The sequence below is a fragment of the Peribacillus sp. NPDC097675 genome, from assembly GCF_050277655.1.
Classification (GTDB): Bacteria; Bacillota; Bacilli; order Bacillales; family DSM-1321; genus Peribacillus.
In genome coordinates, this window is sequence record NZ_JBNNSK010000002.1 from 392,373 (window position 1) to 414,941 (window position 22,569).

General features: G+C 39.8%; 22 protein-coding genes and 1 other annotated feature. Of the genes, 2 read left to right on the forward strand and 20 right to left on the reverse strand.

Going from position 1 to position 22,569, the window contains the following annotated elements; all coding sequences use genetic code 11:
* Positions 1–152: 152 nt before the first annotated feature.
* Together ACQKL5_RS05120 and lspA are read right to left on the reverse strand one after the other, a co-directional pair.
* The gene (locus ACQKL5_RS05120; protein ID WP_427606926.1) at positions 153–1,070 is read right to left on the reverse strand and encodes an RluA family pseudouridine synthase; all 918 of its coding nucleotides are present in this window, start codon (positions 1,068–1,070) and stop codon (positions 153–155) included.
* The gene (gene lspA, locus ACQKL5_RS05125; RefSeq protein ID WP_427606927.1) at positions 1,063–1,533 is read right to left on the reverse strand and encodes a signal peptidase II; all 471 of its coding nucleotides are present in this window, start codon (positions 1,531–1,533) and stop codon (positions 1,063–1,065) included. The genes ACQKL5_RS05120 and lspA overlap by 8 nt, the downstream gene beginning before the upstream one ends.
* 483 nt (positions 1,534–2,016) lie before the next feature.
* On the opposite strand from lspA, the gene ACQKL5_RS05130 reads away from it, so the two are divergent.
* Both ACQKL5_RS05130 and ACQKL5_RS05135 read left to right on the forward strand, forming a co-directional pair.
* Positions 2,017–2,385: a hypothetical protein gene (locus ACQKL5_RS05130; protein ID WP_427606928.1), complete on the forward strand. Its 369-nt coding sequence runs from the start codon at positions 2,017–2,019 to the stop codon at positions 2,383–2,385.
* Positions 2,378–2,632: a hypothetical protein gene (locus tag ACQKL5_RS05135; RefSeq protein WP_427606929.1), complete on the forward strand. Its 255-nt coding sequence runs from the start codon at positions 2,378–2,380 to the stop codon at positions 2,630–2,632. The genes ACQKL5_RS05130 and ACQKL5_RS05135 overlap by 8 nt, the downstream gene beginning before the upstream one ends.
* A gap of 189 nt (positions 2,633–2,821) precedes the next feature.
* Here ACQKL5_RS05135 and ileS read toward each other — a convergent pair whose 3' ends face one another.
* The 18 genes from ileS to mraY all read right to left on the reverse strand — a co-directional run bounded on the left by ileS (position 2,822) and on the right by mraY (position 22,533).
* On the reverse strand, positions 2,822–5,590 hold the full coding sequence (gene ileS / locus ACQKL5_RS05140; protein ID WP_427606930.1) for an isoleucine--tRNA ligase: 2,769 nt from the start codon (positions 5,588–5,590) through the stop codon (positions 2,822–2,824).
* Positions 5,591–5,677: 87 nt separating this feature from the next.
* Positions 5,678–5,924 (reverse strand) — a binding site (T-box leader).
* Positions 5,925–5,986: 62 nt separating this feature from the next.
* Positions 5,987–6,502 (reverse strand): DivIVA domain-containing protein, encoded by a 516-nt coding sequence (locus ACQKL5_RS05145; protein WP_427606931.1) that lies wholly within the window; start codon positions 6,500–6,502, stop codon positions 5,987–5,989.
* An 85-nt stretch (positions 6,503–6,587) separates the two neighbouring features.
* The gene (locus tag ACQKL5_RS05150; RefSeq protein ID WP_427606932.1) at positions 6,588–7,361 is read right to left on the reverse strand and encodes an RNA-binding protein; all 774 of its coding nucleotides are present in this window, start codon (positions 7,359–7,361) and stop codon (positions 6,588–6,590) included.
* A 144-nt stretch (positions 7,362–7,505) separates the two neighbouring features.
* The gene (locus ACQKL5_RS05155; protein ID WP_427606933.1) at positions 7,506–7,772 is read right to left on the reverse strand and encodes a YggT family protein; all 267 of its coding nucleotides are present in this window, start codon (positions 7,770–7,772) and stop codon (positions 7,506–7,508) included.
* Positions 7,773–7,778: 6 nt separating this feature from the next.
* Positions 7,779–8,246 (reverse strand): cell division protein SepF, encoded by a 468-nt coding sequence (locus ACQKL5_RS05160; RefSeq protein ID WP_427606934.1) that lies wholly within the window; start codon positions 8,244–8,246, stop codon positions 7,779–7,781.
* Between the two features lie 13 nt (positions 8,247–8,259).
* Positions 8,260–8,937 carry a YggS family pyridoxal phosphate-dependent enzyme gene (locus ACQKL5_RS05165; protein WP_427606935.1) on the reverse strand — a complete coding sequence of 226 codons (678 nt, stop codon included), beginning with the start codon at positions 8,935–8,937 and terminating at the stop codon, positions 8,260–8,262.
* Positions 8,934–9,767 carry a peptidoglycan editing factor PgeF gene (pgeF, locus tag ACQKL5_RS05170; protein WP_427606936.1) on the reverse strand — a complete coding sequence of 278 codons (834 nt, stop codon included), beginning with the start codon at positions 9,765–9,767 and terminating at the stop codon, positions 8,934–8,936. The genes ACQKL5_RS05165 and pgeF overlap by 4 nt, the downstream gene beginning before the upstream one ends.
* 56 nt (positions 9,768–9,823) lie before the next feature.
* Positions 9,824–10,282 (reverse strand): YlmC/YmxH family sporulation protein, encoded by a 459-nt coding sequence (locus ACQKL5_RS05175; protein ID WP_427606937.1) that lies wholly within the window; start codon positions 10,280–10,282, stop codon positions 9,824–9,826.
* Between the two features lie 19 nt (positions 10,283–10,301).
* Complete coding sequence (sigG, locus tag ACQKL5_RS05180; RefSeq protein WP_427606938.1) at positions 10,302–11,183, reverse strand: RNA polymerase sporulation sigma factor SigG; 882 nt, start codon at positions 11,181–11,183, stop codon at positions 10,302–10,304.
* Between the two features lie 49 nt (positions 11,184–11,232).
* On the reverse strand, positions 11,233–11,952 hold the full coding sequence (gene sigE, locus ACQKL5_RS05185) for an RNA polymerase sporulation sigma factor SigE (protein WP_427606939.1): 720 nt from the start codon (positions 11,950–11,952) through the stop codon (positions 11,233–11,235).
* Between the two features lie 58 nt (positions 11,953–12,010).
* Positions 12,011–12,937, reverse strand: a complete 927-nt coding sequence (gene spoIIGA, locus ACQKL5_RS05190; protein ID WP_427606940.1) for a sigma-E processing peptidase SpoIIGA — start codon at positions 12,935–12,937, stop codon at positions 12,011–12,013.
* A 497-nt stretch (positions 12,938–13,434) separates the two neighbouring features.
* Positions 13,435–14,598 (reverse strand): cell division protein FtsZ, encoded by a 1,164-nt coding sequence (gene ftsZ, locus ACQKL5_RS05195; protein ID WP_427606941.1) that lies wholly within the window; start codon positions 14,596–14,598, stop codon positions 13,435–13,437.
* 41 nt (positions 14,599–14,639) lie between these two features.
* Positions 14,640–15,938 carry a cell division protein FtsA gene (ftsA, locus tag ACQKL5_RS05200; RefSeq protein WP_427606942.1) on the reverse strand — a complete coding sequence of 433 codons (1,299 nt, stop codon included), beginning with the start codon at positions 15,936–15,938 and terminating at the stop codon, positions 14,640–14,642.
* Between the two features lie 815 nt (positions 15,939–16,753).
* The gene (locus ACQKL5_RS05205) at positions 16,754–17,536 is read right to left on the reverse strand and encodes a cell division protein FtsQ/DivIB (protein WP_427606943.1); all 783 of its coding nucleotides are present in this window, start codon (positions 17,534–17,536) and stop codon (positions 16,754–16,756) included.
* Between the two features lie 114 nt (positions 17,537–17,650).
* Entirely contained in the window at positions 17,651–18,562 is a 912-nt protein-coding gene (murB, locus tag ACQKL5_RS05210) for a UDP-N-acetylmuramate dehydrogenase (protein ID WP_427606944.1), read from the reverse strand.
* 374 nt (positions 18,563–18,936) lie between these two features.
* Positions 18,937–20,037 (reverse strand): stage V sporulation protein E, encoded by a 1,101-nt coding sequence (gene spoVE, locus ACQKL5_RS05215; protein WP_427606945.1) that lies wholly within the window; start codon positions 20,035–20,037, stop codon positions 18,937–18,939.
* Positions 20,038–20,201: 164 nt separating this feature from the next.
* Complete coding sequence (gene murD / locus ACQKL5_RS05220; RefSeq protein ID WP_427606946.1) at positions 20,202–21,554, reverse strand: UDP-N-acetylmuramoyl-L-alanine--D-glutamate ligase; 1,353 nt, start codon at positions 21,552–21,554, stop codon at positions 20,202–20,204.
* 1 nt (position 21,555) lies between these two features.
* Positions 21,556–22,533, reverse strand: coding sequence for a phospho-N-acetylmuramoyl-pentapeptide-transferase (mraY, locus tag ACQKL5_RS05225; RefSeq protein ID WP_427606947.1), 978 nt, complete (start codon positions 22,531–22,533; stop codon positions 21,556–21,558).
* Positions 22,534–22,569 lie beyond the last annotated feature (36 nt).

Consider the following 22,569-nt stretch of genomic DNA (forward strand, 5'->3'; position numbering starts at 1 on the left):
ACAAAAAATCCCCACACCAAGAAGGTGTGGGGATTTTTGCAGCAAAAGGGTACAAACCACCCTTTTACTATCCGTTTCCTTCTCAGTCTCTCTGGACTGTGTTAAAGGTTCTCATTAAGTTAGTATCATACTATCACATAAAGCTTGTCTTGTCAATTACTACTTCTGCGTAATTGTTCGATAAGCTCCGTGAATTCTTCAGGGGCTGGCGCTTCAAATTCCATATACTCATTCGTCCGTGGATGAATGAAACCAAGAAGACCTGCGTGAAGCGCTTGTCCATCTAATTTCAACGTCTTTTTAGGACCATACTTAGGATCTCCTGCAAGGGGGAAGCCAATATATTTCATATGGACACGAATTTGGTGGGTCCTTCCTGTTTCAAGTTGACACTCCACTAATGTAAAGGCAGTGAAACGTTCAACCACGCGGAAATGGGTAACCGCGGTTTTAGAATTGGAATCCGTCACCGTCATGCTTTGGCGATCTTTTTTATCCCGGCCTATCGGAGCATCAACTGTTCCGAAATCATGGGGAATCACACCATGGACCACCGCTTGATACTTGCGGGTTACCGTTTTATCGACTAATTGCTGAACAAGTTTTTCGTGGGCCATGTCATTTTTTGCAACCATCAATAAACCTGATGTATCCTTATCGATACGATGGACGATTCCCGGTCGCATAACGCCATTGATCCCAGAAAGGTCCTTACAGTGGGCCATCAATCCATTAACAAGAGTACCCGTTACATGTCCCGGTGCTGGGTGAACTACCATTCCACTCGGTTTATTGACAACTAGCACGTCTTCATCTTCGTAATAGATATCCAGATTCATTTCTTCGGCGACTGCATCCAATTCCACAAGTTCTGGAATCATGACTTCGATTTCGTCTCCTATGCTACATTTATAATTTGATTTAATGGCGGTCCCATTTACCAAAACATGATCATCTTTGATCCATTGCGCGACTTGAGTGCGTGACCATTCCTCATTTAAAGTCGACAGAGCCTTGTCAATCCTTGTACCTTTTAGTGTTTCATCGATGCTGTATAGCTTTTTATCCATTATCTTTCTCCTTAGCATTTTTTTCTTCCAAAAACATATGAATCACGAGCAGCACGACACCGATTGAAAGCGCGGCATCGGCAATATTAAATACCGGGAAACTATAGCTGAAAATATAGGTATGGACAAAGTCGACTACTTCATGGCGAACTATACGGTCAATGAAGTTTCCTATCGCCCCACCGAGCATAAGCCCTAGGGAAACTCCAAGTAAACGGCTTGTTTTCGCCATTTTCTGTATATAGTAGACAACTCCAATAATGACAGCGATGGTGATGATGTAGAAAAACCACATTTGACCTTGTAGAATTCCCCATGCTGCCCCACGGTTACGATGCGAGGTAATATATAGAAGGTTTTCAATAATTTCAATGCTTTCTCCGTACTCCATTTTTTTCACAATCATCCATTTTGTCAGCTGATCGAAAGCTATGACCAAAAGGGCAATTAGGTAATAAAACACAATTTTTCCCCCAAACTAATCAAATCTTCACTTTTGAATTGTAGCATAAACTAGAAATAATGACTAATACGAAAAGTAAAAGGCCAACTTTTCCGTGGCTCCAGTAAATTCCCCTCGTCCTTATCCATGCCGAATGCGGATTTCGACTTCTGTCCATTTTAAAGAAGGGACTGTCCCAAAAGGCGGAATTAAGTCGAAATTGAATAAATAGAGAGAGGCAGAAATATTGATTTTATGATATTTCTACCTCTTTAGTTATTTACTAGAAATAGCACTTATGAGACAGCCCTTTCTTTACATACAAGGCCATTAATTAAATCTGACCTTTTTTTCCTTTTAGCTCCTATAAACTAAAACAATAGTTTATAGATTTACCTTTTATACTTCTCATCAGAATATAACATAGAGTTTTAAAAAAGGTGTGACAAGCTTCGTCATTAATACATAAATTATAAGGAGAAAATATTTGAAAAGAGGAGTTTTATGCACAACAATAAACGTTATATCGATTTTTTTTTAATCGTAATTACAGCTTGGTGGTCAATAGTTCTTTTCCTAAATGAAAGATTATTTCAAGACCGTCCAGAACTGTTCTATACGTTTCAAAAAGTCGGTAATCAAAATCAATGGATAAGTGTTTTTTTATTAAGTTTACTGTTTCATTTATTAGGATTATTATGGGAAAAATCTTTTATTCATAAGGTAGCTTTGATGTTTGCAACATTTTTATACGGAACAATGGCAGCAGGATTTATTTTATCAAAGCAGCCTCTAAGTACAGGCGTAGGAGTTTATTTTGCGATATCTCTCTTAGCCTTGTGGGGTTTAAGAGAAGTGAAAGATCATGAGTAATTTAGAAGAATTAAATAAAAATATAGTTAAATTAGAAAAAAGAATAGATGAAAAAGATAAAGAAATTATATCTCTAACAATTCAAAAAGAGACCATATTATATAAGTTAGAATTGATTCAAAAACAGTTAGATGCAATAGAAAAATCAGTAAAAAAAGGAGTAGGTTGGAATGGTTTTTTTGTCGATTTCTTAAAAGTAGCTGCTCAAGTAGGAGCATTAGTTGCCGCTGGCAAGTTTTTTCTTTAATTGTTATTCTATCTTTAGTTTGAATTGAGTCTGAATTTCTGACTTTATTTTATAGGATTTTTGGACAACCCCTTTTTTATGAAAATATTCAATGAAACATTATAAAAATAGAAAAACAGGTGGAGAAAACGTTTCTTTTTTCTCCACCTGTCTTATTTTAGGGACTTATTAGACAGCCCCCTCCTAAGATTACTGAATTGTATAATGCTCTTTCACGACAGTTGCACAACGTGGGCAAAGTGTCGGATGTTCTTCGACTTGACCTACATCTTTTGAAACATTCCAACAACGTTCACACGTTTCGCCATCTGCTTTTGTTACCAGGATCGCCATTTCCTCAAGTTTCACAGCTTCTGATGGAGCACTGGCCACATCGCCAGCGATATCAAATTCGGAAACGATGAATAGCTGTTCAAAGCTCTCTTCGATGCTATCAAGAAGGTTCTTTGTCTCTTCATTTACATACACGGTCACTTTCGCGTTCAAAGATTTCCCGATTACTTTTTGGTTACGTGCTTCTTCCAATGCTTTCAGGACATTATCACGAACATGCATGAATGCCGTCCATTTTTCCTCGATTGCTTGTGCATTATCCACTGAAATTTCTTCAGGCATCAATGTCAACTGCACACTCTCTTCCGTTACACCCGGAATGAACGTCCATACTTCATCCGCTGTATGAGAAAGAATCGGTGACACTAATTTCGTTAAGCTGATTAATGACTCATAAAGAACCGTTTGGATAGCTAAACGATCTTTACCGTTTGGTGCTTCACAATACAGAATGTCTTTCGCATAATCAAGATAGAATGAACTTAAATCCTGCGTACAGAAATTGTTGACCATATTATAAATAGTAGCAAATTCATAATTTTCATAGCCTTGTTTTGATTGAGTGATCAGCTTATTCAATCTAACCAACATATATTGATCGACTTCACGCAAATCTTCTACCGCCACTTTATCCGTTTCTGGATTAAAGCCATCCAAGTTACCTAATAGGAAGCGGAACGTATTACGGATTTTACGATATACTTCAGAAACTTGTTTTAAGATTGGATCTGAAACACGTACGTCAGATTGGTAATCGACAGAAGCGACCCATAGACGTAAAATATCAGCACCTAGCTGGTTCATGACTTTAGATGGAAGGACCACGTTACCAATGGATTTACTCATCTTACGGCCTTCACCGTCTAGTGCGAAACCGTGGCTAAGTACGCCTTTATATGGCGCTTTACCTGTAACGGCTACACCCGTTGATAGCGATGAATTGAACCAGCCGCGGTATTGGTCGGAACCTTCAAGATATAGGTCTGCAGGACGTTGAAGATCTTCTCTCTCCTCAAGAACCGCTTGATGGGAAGAACCTGAGTCGAACCACACATCCATGATATCCGTTTCTTTCGTGAAGATACCGTTAGGGCTTCCCTCATGTGTAAAGCCTTCTGGTAAAAGATCTTTTGCATCTTGTTCAAACCAGATATTTGAACCGTGCTCACGGAATAATTCTGAAATATGGTTGATTGTTTCATCAGTGATGATTGGCTCGCCATTTTCTGCATAAAATACAGGAATTGGAACGCCCCATGCACGTTGACGGGAGATACACCAATCTCCTCGGTCACGGACCATATTGAATAGGCGTGTTTCACCCCATGCCGGCACCCATTTCGTCTCTTCAACCGCCTTTAGTAGGTCCTCGCGGAAGTCCTTGATGGAAGCGAACCACTGTGCAGTTGCACGGAAGATCGTCGGTTTCTTCGTCCGCCAGTCATGTGGGAAGGAATGTGTGATGAACGTCAGATTCAATAATGCTCCCACTTCAGTTAATTTTTCGGAAATGGCTTTATTTGCTTTATCATAGAATAATCCAGCAAATTCTCCTGCTTCTTCCGTCATGACACCTTTTTCATCTACCGGGCAAAGTACATCCAAGCCATATTTCTGACCGATGATAAAGTCATCTTCCCCGTGACCTGGAGCAGTATGAACACAACCAGTTCCCGCTTCAGTAGTTACATGCTCCCCTAACATCACTAGTGATTCACGATCATATAACGGATGTTTCGCAACAGCACGATCCAGCTCACTACCTTTTACCGTTTTCACGATAGTCGGGTTTTCCCATCCAAGCGTTTCTTTAACAGAATCCAATAGGGCTTCTGCCACTAAATATTTTTCATTATCAACGGCCACGACCACATAGTTTAATTGTGGATGTAGCGAGATTCCAAGGTTGGCTGGAATCGTCCAAGGAGTTGTCGTCCAAATGATGATTTTTACACCTTCATCAATGACACCTTTACCATCTGTCACTTCAAAAGCAACATAAATGGAGGCAGAACGTTTATCTTGGTATTCGATCTCAGCTTCAGCAAGAGCTGACTCACTTGAAGGGGACCAGTAAACAGGTTTTTTCCCTTTATAGATATAGCCTTTTTTCGCCATTTCACCGAAAACCTTGATTTGCTGTGCTTCATATTCAGGTTTTAATGTGATATAAGGATTATCCCAATCGCCGCGAACCCCGATCCGTTTGAACTGCTCACGTTGATTGTTGATTTGTACGTATGCATATTCTTCACATAGCTTTCTGAATTCGGCAACGCTCATTTCTTTACGATTCACGCCTTTTTTAGTCAAAGCCGTTTCAATTGGTAGTCCGTGTGTATCCCAACCTGGTACGTATGGTGCATGATACCCGCTCATGGATTTAAATCGGACAATGAAATCCTTTAAAACTTTATTCAACGCGTGACCCATATGGATATCACCATTTGCATATGGAGGGCCATCATGCAAGATGAACAAAGGACGTCCTTCTGTATGTTCTTGCACTTTTTTATAGATGTCCATTTCTTTCCACTTATCCTGAATTTCAGGCTCACGTTTCGGTAGGTTTCCCCGCATTGGAAATTCTGTTTTAGGCATTAATAAAGTATCTTTATATTCCATAATAAAATTCCTCCATCCATCTACATGACTTCATTAAGATTCGATGACCCGTTATCCAGGCAAAATAAAAAGCCTTCTCATCCCTGAAAAAGGGACGAGAAAGCTTTGCTTCCCGCGGTACCACCCTGGTTAGAAAGAGTCAATAAACGTTGAACCCTTTCCTCTCGAGCATTCGTAACGTGAATGAAACGCATCGTTTACTTACTGCATACGCAGGTTCAATTCAGAACTCAAGGGTGATGTTCCATTCCTTCTCCCATACCGGGCTTACACCATCCCCGGCTCGCTGCAAATAAGAATATGAGGAATTTACTGTCCCTGTCATCGTCTAATGTCATCATAATAGTATTGTTAAAAAATTATATGCGAAAAAAGTGCTTGAAGTCAAGGAAACGTTTAATTTTCTTCTTTTATACTGTCATTTAACTCTATTTCAGATGCATCCACTTCATATTCAAGTAGATGATCCCAGTCATCATTATCCAACAAATCAAGCTGTGCTCCGACAAGCATTTTAAAACGTGTTCGGAATACCTTCGATTGCTTTTTCAAATCTTCTATATCCATCGCTATTTTTCTTGCTTTCACAAGCGATTCGTTGACAATCCGGTCGGCATTCTTCTCTGCTTCCTTGATAATCAATTTGGCTTCTTTTTGGGCATTTCGCTTTAATTCCTCTGCCGCTTCCTGCGCGACAATGATGGACTTATTAAGCGTGCCCTCAATAGTCGTGAAATGGCCTAAACGATCAAATGTTTCGTTCAGTTTCTCTTCCATTTCTTTCTTTTCTCTTAGAATCAATTCATAGTCTTTAATGACTTGGTCAAGGAATTCGTTGACCTCATCTTCATCATACCCTCGAAATACTTTACTGAATTCTTTGTTATGTATATCTATCGGGGTTAAGGGCATTACGGCACCTCCAGAACAATTTCTACTCTTTTACATTAAAACTCTATATTCGACAAATAATATATGAATCCTGCTAGCTACTGATTTATTTTTGCCTACCTAATGAGATTCTCCACTTATCCTTTTTGGTTTTCCCATCTATTGAAGTGATTTTACAGCGGCCAAAACCTCTTATGGAAAGAGTATCTCCTTCACGGCATTCTTCTGAAACATTTTCCGTTTGCTTGAAATTCACCTTAGTTTTCCCTGAAGAAATCAATGTCTGGGCTTTTTGTCGGGAAATGTTCAAAACGGCAGAAAGTATGCTATCAAGCCTTAAAGAACTAACAGTAGTGACATGCTCTTCCCAGCTTTCCTTCACCATAAGGATATCCTCAATCGGAATCCTTTTTATCGTTACGGAAGCACTGCCTATTTTATCTAGATTTCCTGTGAGATATGAATCCATTTCCCCCGCTGCGATTAATTGGATTTGCTCCTCTGTCACTATAATATCACCAAATTTTTCTCGTTTTACCCCCAGTGACATCAAGGTTCCAAGTATTTGCCGATGCTCAAGTGTAACAAATTTTTTTGGATAGGAGATATCGAATAAGGAGATATTGAAATCAGATGGTTCAGGAGAGTAGTAATCAGGGTAAATGAGGGCTCGTCTACGTTCAACGAATTCACTTCCGCCATTAAACCTCAGCAACACATCCTGGTTGCTTCCCATTAGGGAATTTAGGATTTCCTGCTGACGCGGATCCAGAAAATCAGAAAGTTTAGGAGCGTAAGAATCTCTAACCTGGTCAATCCAATTCATTGCCTGGTCGATGAATTCCTTTTCCTCCGGCCTGAAATGTTGATAAATACTCATGTTTGAATACATGCTCCTTACATTTGGATGAATGGTTGTAAGATAATAACCATACACCTTCGTTACTACTACACAGCCAAGAATCCACCCAGCTGTGTAGGTTCAAGCAGAACCATTATTGCATGACCGAATTTGAACTACAAATCATACGAATAGGGTTTGCAAGTAATAAATCCCATAATTCTTCGCGAAATTAAGAACCAACAAGGCTATAAGTGGTGAAATGTCAATCATGCCAAGTGGCGGGATGAATTTTCTGAACGGTTCTAAATAGGGTTCGCAAATTTTTACCAGGAATTGTCCGATTGATGTTTCTCGTGCGTTAGGGAACCACGACATTAATATGTAAACAATTAACGCCATTGAATAAATTTCAACTAAATAATATAAACCTTTAAGCAATAGAACCATTTACCATTACCACCTCGCTTCTTCATACTCCTTATCGACTTCAAGACCGGTAATATTACCGGAAACATCGACGTTATCCGGAGTACACAAGAATATATCTGTACCAATTTTTTGAATATCCCCACTGATTGCATAAACAGTTCCGCTTAAAAAGTCGATAATCCGCTTTCCTTGATCATGTGGAATTCGTTGAAGATTCACAACGACTGCACGACGGTTTTTCAAATGGTCAGCGACATCCTGAGCTTCTGCATAAGCACGAGGCTCCAATAATACTACTTTAGAAGATTTTTGCACGCTTTGCAAACTTACTACATTTTGATTTGGGTTATTTCCTGTAGCAGCAGATTGTGGCTGCTGTTTAGCAGGTTTTGCGGCTTTACGTTCCATCTCTTCTTCTTCCACCACTTCTTCCTTATATTCATACTCATCATCCAGCGCGAAATAGGATTTGAATTTTGATACGAATGACATTTTACGTACCTCCTTATAATTCTTCGCCAACTAGTGCAGTACCAATTCGAATCATGGTAGACCCTTCTTCGATGGCAATCATAAAATCATTCGACATACCCATGGACAGTTCCTTGCATGGAGCATGAGGCCATTCCGCTTTTTGTATTTCCAATTGGAGGTTTTTTAATTTACGGAAGCAACCTCGGAGTACTTGCTCGTCATCTGTAAATGGTGCCATTGTCATCAATCCCGCAACCTTCACCTTATCAAAGTTGGCTAGTTCTTTAATGAAATCAAGTGTTGCTTCTGGATCCACCCCATGTTTAGACTCTTCACCTGAAACGTTAACTTGCACTAAACAGTTTATCGGCTCTTTTGTACGTTTTTGTATCTCTTCCGCCAAAGATATGCGATCTAGTGAATGAATATAAGTAATTTTGTCAATGACATTCTTAACTTTACGTGTCTGCATGGAGCCGATATAGTGCCAGTTCGGAACATCCTTCAACACTTCATATTTATCTAATAAGCCTTGATCGCGGTTTTCACCTAAATCAATGACACCCGCTTCCAATGCCTCTTTTGCTCTCTCGATGGAAACATATTTTGTAACGCCGATTAATTTAATATCTTCACGATGCCTGCCACTATTCTTACAGGCTTCATTTATCTTTTCTTCGATGTTTTTTAGATTTTCTGCTACTTTCATTGCTTCTCAAGATCCTCCTTCCAACCAATAAAGCTCATCAACCTACCAGTTTTCCCGTTATCACGACGATGTGAAAAAAATAAATCCTCATGACAGCTTGTACAAAATGAAGTCACAGCAACCTGGTCCTTCAGAATCCCGGATTTCAGCATGATCATTGCATTAAGCTGCTTAAGATCTAGTTGATATTGTCCTTCACTAATTAAATTATAGGGCTTCTCGTCATTTTCTTCCAGCAAATTTCGCACTAAATCTATGACTTTATCATCTACAACATAGCACTTCGGACAAATGGAGGGTCCGATTATTGCAAAAATTTCTGACGGCTCAACCCCTTCGCCCTTCCAAGCCTCTACCATTTTCTGAGCAATACCATGAACCGTTCCCTTCCATCCAGCATGTGCCACCCCTACGATTCCATGTGCAGGAGCCATAAAGTATAAAGGGACACAATCTGCATAACAAAGGGTTAACAGGGCATTTTTATCCTTTGTATAAAACCCATCTGTTGCTTTAAATCCTGAAGGATAATCAGTAGCGCCTTTCCCACAATCTAGAGTCGTCACTTGCTGGATATTCGTTTCATGAGTTTGCTCGGCCCCGACCCAATGATTCAGAGGAAAAGAGAGCTTGTCTGCCAGAATTCTGCGATTCTCCTGTACATCTTCCACCTTATCCCCAACATGGAATCCGGTATTCAATGTTTTATAAGAGCCTGAACTGACACCCCCATTTTTCGTGGAAAAGCCCGCCACAAGCTGGAGATTATGTTGTCTCCAGCTATCAACAAGCAAATATTGGTCATCAACTAAAACAAATGGTTCTTTCATGCTTCATACCTCTTTATTTTTAGTTTAGTGTATCATATATTTGCTTCTAGTACCTTTTATAACCGTTCATCTTTCAGTTCTGTTTGAAATACCGTCTGATGTTCAACAAGGATGACATCCGCCCCGATTTTTTTAATTTTTTGCCAAGGAATTACGATATCTTGCTCCCTTCCGAAAAAACCCATTAATCTAGTACTGTTCGAAACAATGATTGCTTCAATCTTTCCCGTCCCCGTATTGATTTCTAAATCCGTCATATTCCCTAATTTCTTCCCATCAGCTATATTGACAATATCTTTAATTTGAAAATCGGAAATCCTCGTCACGCCATTCAGCTCCTCATGATATCTTTCTCCAGATAAAAACCTACTTTCATGTATATGACATGATTCACGTAAGAATGAAAGAAACAGGAAATAAAGGTACTCTTTCAATGGCCTTAAACATACTAAAAAAGCCGCTACGGTAATTTGCCAATTGGCGGGCAAGAAATTCTTCTTACCCGCTTCAATCAACTTTTACTCGTACTCAGCTTTACTGTTGAATATTTTTATTCATTTGCTTGATTGCCGCTTTTTCCAATCGTGAGACCTGGGCTTGTGAAATACCGATTTCATCGGCTACCTCCATTTGGGTCTTTCCTTGGAAAAAACGCTTACGAAGGATCATTTTCTCACGGTCATTCAACCGTCTCATCCCTTCGTTTATGGCTATCTCATCAATCCAGGTACTATCTTTATTCTTCTCATCACTTAACTGGTCGAGTACATAAATCGGGTCCCCGCCATCATTATAAATCGGTTCGAAAAGTGATACTGGATCTTGTATTGCATCTAACGCGAAAACAATTTCTTCGTGCGGCAACCCTAACACTTTGGCGATTTCTTCAGCTGTGGGTTCACGGAGAGTCTGGCTTATCAACTTTTCCTTAACCTGCAATGCTTTATAAGCAATGTCTCTTAAAGAGCGGGAAACACGTATTGGATTATTATCACGAAGATACCTTCTAATTTCTCCAATAATCATTGGTACAGCATACGTTGAAAACTTTACATTCTGGCCCAAATCAAAATTATCTATCGATTTCATCAACCCTATACAGCCTACCTGAAATAGATCATCTACATATTCTCCCCGATTGTTAAAGCGTTGAATAACGCTTAAAACGAGTCGAAGATTCCCATTTACCAGTTTTTCTCTTGCTGAAAGCTCGCCACCTTGCAATTCTTTAAAGAGTTTTCTCATTTCTTCATTTTTCAAAACCGGTAATTTCGATGTATCCACACCGCAGATTTCAACCTTATTACGAGACAAAATTCTTCCCTCCTCACAGGAGTGCTGTACAAAAAACAGTATTTCCGCGGGAGGAAAAAATATGCATGCGGTATTTTCAAAAAAATCAAAAACACTCTTCATCCAAGTACAAGAAAGTACGATTTCAAAAGCTTTATACTCGCTTTATTTTTTACACCATTTTATTAAATTCTTTTCTTAGCCTTTTAATAATCCTTTTTTCCAATCGCGAAATATAGGATTGGGAGATTCCAAGCATATCGGCAACATCCTTTTGCGTTTTTTCTTCTCCACCAGCTAGTCCGAAACGCAGTTCCATAATCTGCTTTTCGCGATCAGAGAGCTGCGTCAATGCCTTTGTCAGTAGTTTCCTATCTACATTCGCCTCAAGATCCTTTGTAATGATGTCATCATCCGTTCCAAGAACATCGGAAAGAAGAAGCTCGTTTCCATCCCAATCGATATTCAAAGGTTCATCGAAAGACACCTCTGAACGAATTTTATTGTTTCTCCTTAAATACATCAAAATTTCATTCTCGATACATCTTGAGGCATATGTAGCCAGTTTAATTTTTTTCTCAGGGTTAAATGTATTGACTGCCTTAATCAAACCGATCGTTCCAATGCTGATCAAATCTTCAATATTGATACCCGTATTTTCAAATTTTCGTGCAATATAGACGACGAGCCTTAAATTCCTTTCAATCAAAATGGACCGTGCAGCTTCGTCTCCTTTTGGCAATTTATTAATCAATATTGCCTCTTCTTCTTTTGAAAGTGGTGGAGGAAGTGCCTCACTTCCTCCTATATAAAATATTTCGTCCGTCTTTAATCCGAGCTTGAACAAGAGTTTGTACCAAAAATAGGTGAGCCGAAGAACAAGTTTCTTCAAAATAATTCTCCCTTCTAAAATAAACGGATTATGGAACAAATTATAAAAGAACAGTATGTTATGAGGCATTTTGCACCGGGATGCCGGTTAACATTTTCGGGTGCACGATAGATTGATAACCATTGTCCGCAGAAAGTTGCTGAAAAGTAAATGATACAAGTCCCTGCTTGACTTGATATACGTTTCCCCCTTGTGTTATCTTAATGAAATCCGGTTTAATAGCCGTTAGCAATTGATGTTCATGCCCAACCACTTTATATGGAATTACGCGCATTCGGCCAGTCCAAGTATATTCAGGCTGTTCTTCCAGTTGAAGCAAGCTTTCAGGTTGCTTGAACAACTCCATCATATCTGGCGGAATGCCCGCTTCATTTCCTGAAAGCGAGATGATCATCACGGGCGAGCGGGTAATCGGATCATATAATTGGTTCCCGCTATCCACAAGCCCCTGAAAACTCCCCTCAAATTCAGAAATTTTTACCGTAACCGAAACAAGTTGTTCATGTTTTAGTTTGGTCATTTCCATCCCTTCAAGAGTTCGTTTGGAAAATTGCAAGGCAAGCGGGAACCCAACCATCACAAAAATCCAGCTGACGGGGTCACCATAACGATTGATTCCGGCGTATTGGCCGGGGTTCTTGGAAACGATTTGAAATTCAAATAAATAGTGAAGGCCCAGAAGAATCCCACCAGATAAAAACGTGACAAAATATAAAGTGGCTAATGACTTCAAAAAAAGGTTGAATCTGATGAACCCAAAGGTGGCTAGAACCATAAGAAAAGAAAATGCAATTTTCATATAAAACCGGTCAGCCATTGCGTAATAAGGGGTAAATGCTAATACGATGATGAGTGAACCTATCAGCCCGCCGGTACAAATCCGCCAAAAGGCGACCCGCCGTTTGAGAATGATTGCAGTCCAATATAAAAGGAGGCAGTCAAATAACCAATTCAACAACCAAATCACATCTAAATATAAGGTCAAACACCCACCCCTCCTTTAAGGATCTAACCTTCCACTAGCAAAAAGTATAACGTACCTACTAGTAGAAAGTGTGTCACTTTTTGCAAAGGAAACTTAAGAGTTTTTCAGTCTTTTTTAGCCTTTTTGTTGAAAAACAGCTATTGATTTTTACGAGACTGCTATGGAATAGGACGGCTCCCTCATTTAAAGATGTCGATTTTTGGTTTGAAGAACATGAATTTATTCTGACATCTTGTTTTTCAAGTATTTATCCAATAAACATTTAAAATAACTTGAATATGGAGGAAGACATCATAATCCTTCCCGGTCTCAGCCGTGCCCTTTTATGCATTTATATGGGCAAATATTATAGCCATTACTTCAAACCTTTGTATAGGGCCTCTTAGGACCTGAGAAGACTATGTAAGTGCTCTGTAAGTTAAGAAAATTCCCATCCAGTTAATTTCCGATTAGAACAAAAAAAGACCGCTCCCATGGGGAACGGTCTTTTTTTGAAATCATCGCCTTCTATTACGGTTGCGAAGGAAGGTTGGAATATCCAACGCCTCTTCACCTTGGCCTTGATTATTATTTCTTGCAGGCTGTTCATTCACTTCTTCTCTCTTCACTTCACGATTCACACTAGGTGTAGGCGTTTGTGTTTGAGGTCTAGTTTGCTGTTGTTGTTGTCCAAGCGTCGAACGGCCCGGAGCTCGCATGGAAGTTTCAGCTTCGGTAAAGCCTGTCGCAATAACCGTAACGACAATTTCGTCTTTTAAGTTTTCGTTAATGACCGAACCGAAAATCATGTTTACCTCTTGATCCGAAGCGGTAGCCACAATATCAGCTGCCTCTTGTACTTCGAATAGGCTAAGGTTAGTTCCACCGGTAATGTTCAACAGTACACCTTGAGCCCCATCGATGGAAGTTTCAAGTAATGGACTGGAAATCGCTTTTTTAGCTGCTTCGGCAGCACGGTTTTCCCCAGAGGAAATCCCGATGCCCATAAGAGCTGACCCACGGTTTGACATGATTGTCTTAACGTCGGCAAAATCCAAGTTAATGAGACCAGGGACAGCAATTAAATCTGAAATCCCCTGTACCCCTTGACGGAGAACATTATCTGCTTCGCGGAATGCTTCAAGCATAGGTGTACTTTTATCAACAATTTCAAGAAGTCGGTCGTTTGGAATGACGATAAGCGTATCGACCGATTCTTTCATGGAAGCAATTCCACCTTGTGCTTGTGTTGCCCTTTTACGCCCTTCGAATGTGAAAGGACGTGTAACGACACCAACTGTAAGTGCACCTAAATCTTTAGCAATACCCGCGATTACAGGAGCAGCACCTGTACCAGTTCCGCCGCCCATTCCAGCTGTTACGAAAACCATATCAGCACCTTTTAGCGCTTCTTCGATTTGCTCTTTGCTTTCTTCTGCAGCTTTTTTACCAACCTCAGGGTTTGCACCAGCACCCAAGCCTCTTGTAAGTTTGCCGCCAATTTGCATTTTAACTTCTGCTTTTGATAGGTTAAGAGCCTGCGCATCAGTATTGACCGAAATGAATTCGACACCTTGTACGCCATGTTCTATCATTCTGTTTACCGCATTGTTACCGCCGCCGCCAACACCTATAACCTTTATCGTTGCTAATTGTTCTAAATTAGAATCAAACTCCAACATGACAATCCTCCTATTTTGACGAAATTCCCGATTTTTTGTTTTTATTCAAAAAAGTAACCCAAGATTTTTTTGAATTTCGATTCACCTTTTTCACCTTGTTTTTTAGCCGTATTCTCTTTATGTTTCTGAGAGGACTTTTGGCTCCGCTGATCACTATTTTCAGTTACCTGACCAGCCGTTACAGGAGTTTTATTTATGGTGTTTTTTTGCATTCTCTCTTTCTTACATGCGTGTTTAATCAGACCGACCGCTGTCGTATATTGGGGTTCTCTGACACCAATATAATTTGGTTCGGCTGTCCTTACGCGGTTTTGGAAGACATATTGAGCAAGCTCCAGAACTCCTGGCATCTTCACGACACCACCGGTCAACACAAACCCTCCCGGTACTTCCTGGAAACCTAGTCTTCTCAAATCATCTTGTATTAACTCGAAAATTTCGGTTAACCTCGCCTCAATAATGTCTGAGAGCATTAGCTGGTTACACGGTTGTTGTTGATCACTACCGATGATTGGTATTTGAAATACTTCGTCTTCTGACGCATCATCATAAAAGGCATGCCCATGTTTAATCTTGATTTTTTCTGCATCCTCCATAGTGGTCCTAAGAACAATGGAGAGATCCTTTGTAAGTGTCTCCCCGCCAATAGGAATCACGGAAGTATATTGTAAATAGCCTTGCTCGAAAATCGCTAGAGTAGTGGAACCTCCTCCGATATCGACAAGTGCTACCCCCAATTCCTTTTCATCCTTAGATAAAACTAGCCCACCTGCTGCTAATGGTTGAAGAGCAATATCTGTTATTTCTAAACCTGCCCTTTCCACACACCGAAGGGAATTATGTAAGATAGTCCGTAGACCTGTAATTAAAATTCCTCTCATTTCTAAACGAACGCCAATCATGCCTCTTGGATCGCTGATCTCATCCAACTCATCAACTTTGTAATGAATCGGCACAACATCGATAATTTCACGATCTGATGGTATCGTAACTAGCTCCGCTGCTTCCCGAACACGAAATACATCATGTTCGATAATCTCTTTATTTTCACTAGATACTGCTACCACTCCATGGCAAGGTTGAAGCGTAACGTGATTCCCACTGATACCGACAATCACTTTTTTGATTTCCATTCCAATCATTCGTTCAGCTTGCTTTACAGCCTTTTGAATGGATTGTACAGTTTCATCTATGTCGACAATCGAGCCTTTTTTAAGCCCTTCAGATTTTACATTTCCTACGCCGATGATATTTAATGTGTCATTGACCATTTCCCCAATGATAACTTTTACACTGGATGTACCGATGTCAAGACTTACGTATATTTCGTTGCTGTTCATTCCATGGCACCTCCTTCAGTTTTATACATATATTAGTAGAATAGCATTATCATATCAAAATACCTATTCATTTAAGAATAACAGACCTAATTACAACTCGCTAATATTATAATAAAGTGTCATCTCATATTATTAAGAGAAAACTCGTAGGTTTACAATCTTTATAATAGTTATCGTTCGTTTCTTGGTATCTAGATGTTCTTCGTAAAAACTTAATACTGACTTAATCTATTCGGCATTTATCCTGCAATTCCCTCTAATAATAAAGATATTTTCTATTTTTTCCAGAAAAAATCATTTGCCGAACAGCCTCATCCAATTTTAAACGTATTTTGAAGTTTCTCACGTAATATACAGAGATTTCAACTAAATACAAGTCTACACCAAGTTGTACACCTAGAAAAGCCAAACTTACAGATAAAACTAAGATAACGGTACCAATGCAAATTCATCAAGCGATAAATAAGCAAAATCCCTCATCTACAATCAAATAGCATGCAAAAGAGGCTACAAAGACATGATGATGTTCAAAATACCGGATTATCCAGGAAAACCGGACAGTTAGGGGCGATTCTTCTTCCCCAAAGAGTTGCTACCGGCCTTTTATGTATAGTTCTTGAAGGTACTTTTTCCAGCACTGTATGAACAAAAAGCATAATCATTTGGAGACCATACAGGATATACATCCAAATTCCCATGATTTCTAACACAGTGCCACATGCGGTACTCCTGTACTTGTCTTTTTCTATGTTAGTATTAACCTTGCAAGAGTTCCTTTAATTGCATCGTACTTCTTGACCTACAAGCTTTTTGGCTTACTCGTTATCGGTTTTATCTTCCTTTTCTTCAGGCTTATTAAAGGCTTTAAAGTACGAACCGACCTCTAAATCTATGACTCCTTTTACCGCTGGATCCAATTGGCTAACAATGGAAGGATAATGAATCATTTTTTCAGATAATGTACGACTTGTAGCACTTACCTCATATCCATCATTCATATACATAACAATATGATAATTATCCGTTTTAGTAGGATCATGATGAATTTCCGAAATAGCATTCTGTATTTCTACAGGTAGTTTGTCTAGTTCATGCAAAAGTAACTTTAATGCTTTACCCTCTTTGAAACCAATTAAAACAGGGGCAAATACTGGATTTTCTCCGCTCTCTAACTCTTTTAAAATATTACCATTTTCCAAAATTGGGGCAAACTTCCCGTCAATGGATAAATAAGCAATTCTGGTATGCTCAGAAACCGTTATTTTTACGGAATTAGGGAAAACAGGTACAACACTGGCACTTTTTATATCAGGAATCCTTTTAATGTTAGCGGCAGTCTCTCCTGTGTCGACTTTCCAGATACTTCGATCTTTTTTTATATTGCTCAACTTAATGATTTGCTTGGAAGTAATATATTGATTTCCCTCCACCTTTATGGACTTCACATAGCTTAATGGGGATAAAAAATATAACACACATGCAACCAGAATGAAGAAAAGGGAAAGCAAAAGAACAAGTCTTTTATTCGCTTTGCTCTTTCTTATTTGTTTTAACTTAGGAATGCGGTCCTCAATGGAAACGATTTTCCCCTTTTCCATCTTTTTCACCTCTCCCTAAAAAAAGTGGATGATTCGTGACACTCGCAAAGTAATGTAGTAGAATTTTTCAAGCAACATATTATACCACAATAATTGGATATAAAAAAGAATATCCTATTGTTGTCTCCCAATGAATTCCACTTCTGTTTCTAAGTCAATTTCGAACTTACTATATACCGTATCTTTGACATGTTGTATCAAAGCTTGAACATCAGCCGCACTTCCCTCACCGGTGTTGACAATGAAGTTACCATGCATCGGAGAAATTTGAGCTCCTCCGATTGAATGACCCTTTAGACCAGCATCTTCCACTAACTTTCCTGCATGAATTGGGAGTGGATTTCTAAAAATACTTCCTGCACATGGCAAATTGTATGGCTGGGTATCTTTACGATAGTTTTTGTTATTCTGCATTCTTTCGACAATCTCACTTCTATTGCCTTCTTTAAATTGAAAAATGGCTTCGAGTACAATTCCAGATTTTTTCTTTTGAAGTAAAGAAGTTCGATACGAAAACTCCATTTCCTCCTTAGAAAGCCAAGACAATGTTCCATCTTCGAATAAAACATGAGCCTCCCTAAGAATCGCACTCATATCGGAACCGTGTGCGCCTGCATTCATGTAAACTGCTCCCCCAACGGAACCTGGAATTCCACTGGCAAACTCTAATCCAGCATATCCCTTTTTACTAATCTGAACTGATAAATTCACAAGGGATACACCTGCGCCAGCCGTCACTTCGGTTCCATTGATATTAAGATGATCCAGCCCTTTAGCTAATTTTAATACCACACCATCAATACCTTCATCGCTGACAAGGAGGTTCGAACCTCTTCCAATTACTCTCCATGGTAAATTATTCTCCTTGATAACCTTCATTGCTTTTTCAATGCTTTCAACAGAGGATGGCTCGATGAATATATCTGCCGGCCCGCCAATTTTCATTGTTGTATGATTAGCAAGTGGCTCCTTTTCGAGCAGCTTACCGATTTGCATTTCTGATAATTGTTTTATCACTTTATCCACGATAAACCTCCTTGTTGTTCCTAGATTCCATCATTATAAGTTCCATTTCCTCACCCAAATGAGGTCTCTAATTAGGCAATATCGATAACACTATTATAATAAAGCTTGAAAATGAGAAAGGGTAAGTGCCTCTTCGGTTTAACCCTCTTATACTATAGTCTAAACAATGCCGCATTGCCAATATTTATTGAAGATATCCTTACATTCATACATGGTAATATTTAAGTAGCGTTTCATTTTTTTCAAATTGCCTAGATAGCTAGCCATACGGAGAACCAGAACCTGTTTCAATTAAGCAATCATAACAAAAAAAGGAAGTCCGGCATTAAATCCGGACTTCCTTTTTTTGTTTGTAAATGCATACCGTTCTGCTTTTAAAATCTCGAATAACGGCTAATATTCAGCAGTACCCCTATGGCCATCAACATGAGCGTCAAGGAAGACCCACCATAACTTAAAAGGGGCAAGGTAATACCGGTAACCGGCATCAAACCAGTGACAACACCAATATTAATCATAACTTGAATAGCTACCATAGCGATAATTCCCACTGCCACCAGGCTTCCATATAAGTCAGGTGCCCCAAGTGCGATTCGAATTCCACGCCAAAGCATGAGAGCGAATAATAATATAACGAGGGACCCACCGATGAAACCTAGTTCCTCAGATAATATCGCAAAAATAAAGTCAGTTTGCGGTTCTGGTAAATAGAAAAACTTCTGCCGACTTTGTCCTAACCCTAGTCCGAACAATCCACCTGGTCCAATCGCATAAAACGATTGAATCATTTGAAACCCGCTTCCAAGTGGGTCTTCCCAAGGATCAAGAAAGGAGGTGATACGCTTTATCCTATACGGAGCCGATAAAATGAGGCCTACAAACCCGGCCACCCCAATTAGCCCCAGTCCAACAAAATGGCTGATCCGTGCACCTGAAATGAAAATCATCACGATGCACGTTCCTATCATCACCGTCCCTGTCCCTAAATCAGGTTGTAACATGATAAGCCCAAACGCTAAAAATACAATGCCCAACGATGGCATCATCCCTTTTTTAAAGGAAGTGATCAGTTTTTGCCTTTCAGATAAGAACTTGGCCAAAAAAGCAATCATCGCGAGTTTCATGAATTCAGATGGCTGAACCGAGAAAGCTCCTACACCGATCCAACTCCGGGAACCATTTCTCGCCATCCCGATACCCGGCACCAGTACAGCCAACAGTAAGATAAAGCAGATAATAATGAGCAACTTGGCCCACGTACGCCATGTCCAGTAGTCGACATTCATGATGAAGAACATGGCAACGACTCCTACACAGGCAAACAGCAACTGTCTTTTAGCAAAATAAAAGGAGTCATCAAATTTATAATCTGCCCAAATTGCACTGGCGCTGTAAACCATAACTAAACCTATAGTCAAGAGGCTTAAGGTAACGATAATGAGAATAAGATCAGGATTGGATTTTTTTAATGGCACGGACATCCACCTCTGGGAAGTTTTTCGAGCCTGTACGAATATAAAGCACTAACCGGTGCCACATTTAGCAGCACTTTAGTCAAAAAAAAAGCGATAACGGCTCATTATCGCTTTTTTCCAAGGTGTCAACGTAGAAGCAGGTTCACTTCCTTCTGCGAAAGCTCTTACTTAAGTTTATGCACAGCCTCCATAAACATGTCCCCTCTTTGTTCAAAAGTTTTATATTGGTCCCAGCTTGCACAAGCCGGAGAGAGGAGGATACAGTCGCCTGCTTCTGATAAATCAAAAGCAACAGGTACGGCCTTTACTACATTATCGACACGTTTTATATTCGTTATTCCTAATTCTTTGGCTATCCGTTCAATTTTTTCTGCTGTTTCCCCAAACGTGATAACTGCCTTGACGTGTTTCATAGCCGGTTTTAACTCATCAAATTCATTTCCTCGGTCCAATCCGCCAGCCAGTAAGATAACCGGCTCGGTAAATGAAGTCAGTGCCTTCGAAGCTGCAAGGATATTCGTCGCTTTAGAATCATTATAAAATTTACGTTTTTCTATCGACGCTACAAATTGTAGACGATGCTCCACGCCACCGAAAGTAGTTAAAACGGTTTGAATCGCTTCATTGGTTACCCCTTTCAGTTTCACTGCGGAAATAGCCGCAAGCACATTTTCCAAGTTGTGTTTTCCAGGAAGAACGATATCTGTAACATCAATTACTTTTTCACCGCGGAAATATACGGCCCCATCTTCCACATAAGCCCCGTTCTCATGCTTCACTTCTGTAGAAAATGGTACAAGCTGTGCCTTCGTCTTCTTGGTCATGGCTACTACGTCTATTTGATCAGCATTGAAAATCATGAAATCCGAGGCTCTTTGATTTCTTGTAATCGCCGCTTTCGCTTCAGCATATTCTTGCTTCGAACTGTGATAATCCAAGTGGGCATCATACAAATTCGTTACAATCGAGATTTCCGGTCGGAATTCTTCTATGCCCATCAATTGGAATGATGACAGCTCAATGACAATTGTGTCTTCAGATGTTGCCTTCTCAGCAACTCCGGATGCAACTGTCCCGATATTTCCGGCAATTAGTGGGGACTTTTCACCGGCTTTCATCATTTCAAATATCAAAGTAGTGGTTGTAGTCTTCCCATTGGTACCCGTGATCCCCAAAAATGGCGCTTCACTGATTTGGTACGCCAGCTCAACTTCAGTGATTACGGGAATCCCTTTCTCCAAGGCCCCTTTTACCAGTGGATTTCTATAAGGTATACCAGGGTTTTTTACAATCAATTCAAATCCCTCATCCAATAACTCAATCGGATGGCTGCCACAAATTACTTTTATTCCTTGTTCAAGTAGGCCCTGTGCTTCAGGGTTTTCCGATAACGGCTTCATATCATTGACGGTTACGAACGCTCCAAGTCTATGTAGAAGCGAAGCTGCCGTAACTCCGCTTTTAGCCAAACCTAATACTAATATTTTTTTCTCTGAATATTTTTCTGTCTCATTCAATTTATATCCACACCTCTAAATAGATTCCGAGTACCGCACACAGTAATCCTACTGTCCAAAAGGTCACGACAACACGCCATTCCGACCAGCCAGAAAGCTCATAATGGTGATGTAGCGGACTCATTTTAAAAATACGCTTACCTCTAAGCTTAAACGATCCTACCTGTAAAATGACAGATAGTGTTTCAATGACAAAAACTCCACCGATAATAACAAGTAGCAATTCAAGTTTTGTTAGCAGGGCAATCGTTGCAATGGCTCCACCCAATGCTAGAGATCCTGTATCCCCCATAAACACCTTGGCAGGATGAGCATTGAAGACAAGGAAGCCTAAGACAGCCCCTACAACGGCCACTGAAAATATCGCTACATCGTATTGTGACTGACTCCATGCAAGTATGGCAAATCCTCCAAAAGCAATAGCGGACGTTCCAGAAACAAGTCCATCCAAGCCGTCCGTCAAATTGACTGCATTTGAGAAACCTACCAACCAGAATATAACGATAATCAGGTAAGCCCAACCAAAATCAATGGAAAAATCGGTACCTGGAATCCTCAATTCAGGGTTAAAAACGTCAGTTTGTTTGAATACGAAGTAAAAAATGACCGAAATTACGATCTGACCTAGAAGCTTCTGCTTTGATGTCAGTCCTAGATTTCGCTTCATGACTACCTTGATAAAATCATCCATGAATCCTAATAGGCCAAATCCTAAAGTGACAAATAATAATAGGTACGTCTCAGTAGATGGTTCAGCAAACTTCAAAGTCATGACTAATGTAGCAATAGTAACGGATAATAATATCACCAACCCGCCCATTGTGGGTGTTCCTGTTTTCTTTAGATGTGATTGTGGGCCTTCTTCCCTGATACTTTGCCCGAATTTCAACCTTCTTAAAAATGGGATGAAGATGGGCGATAGAAGAACGGTTACTAAAAACGCCATCAAAATTGTATAAAATATCACTTGTTCCAACATTCCTTACTCCCTCATTCCTAACACAATTCAAATATA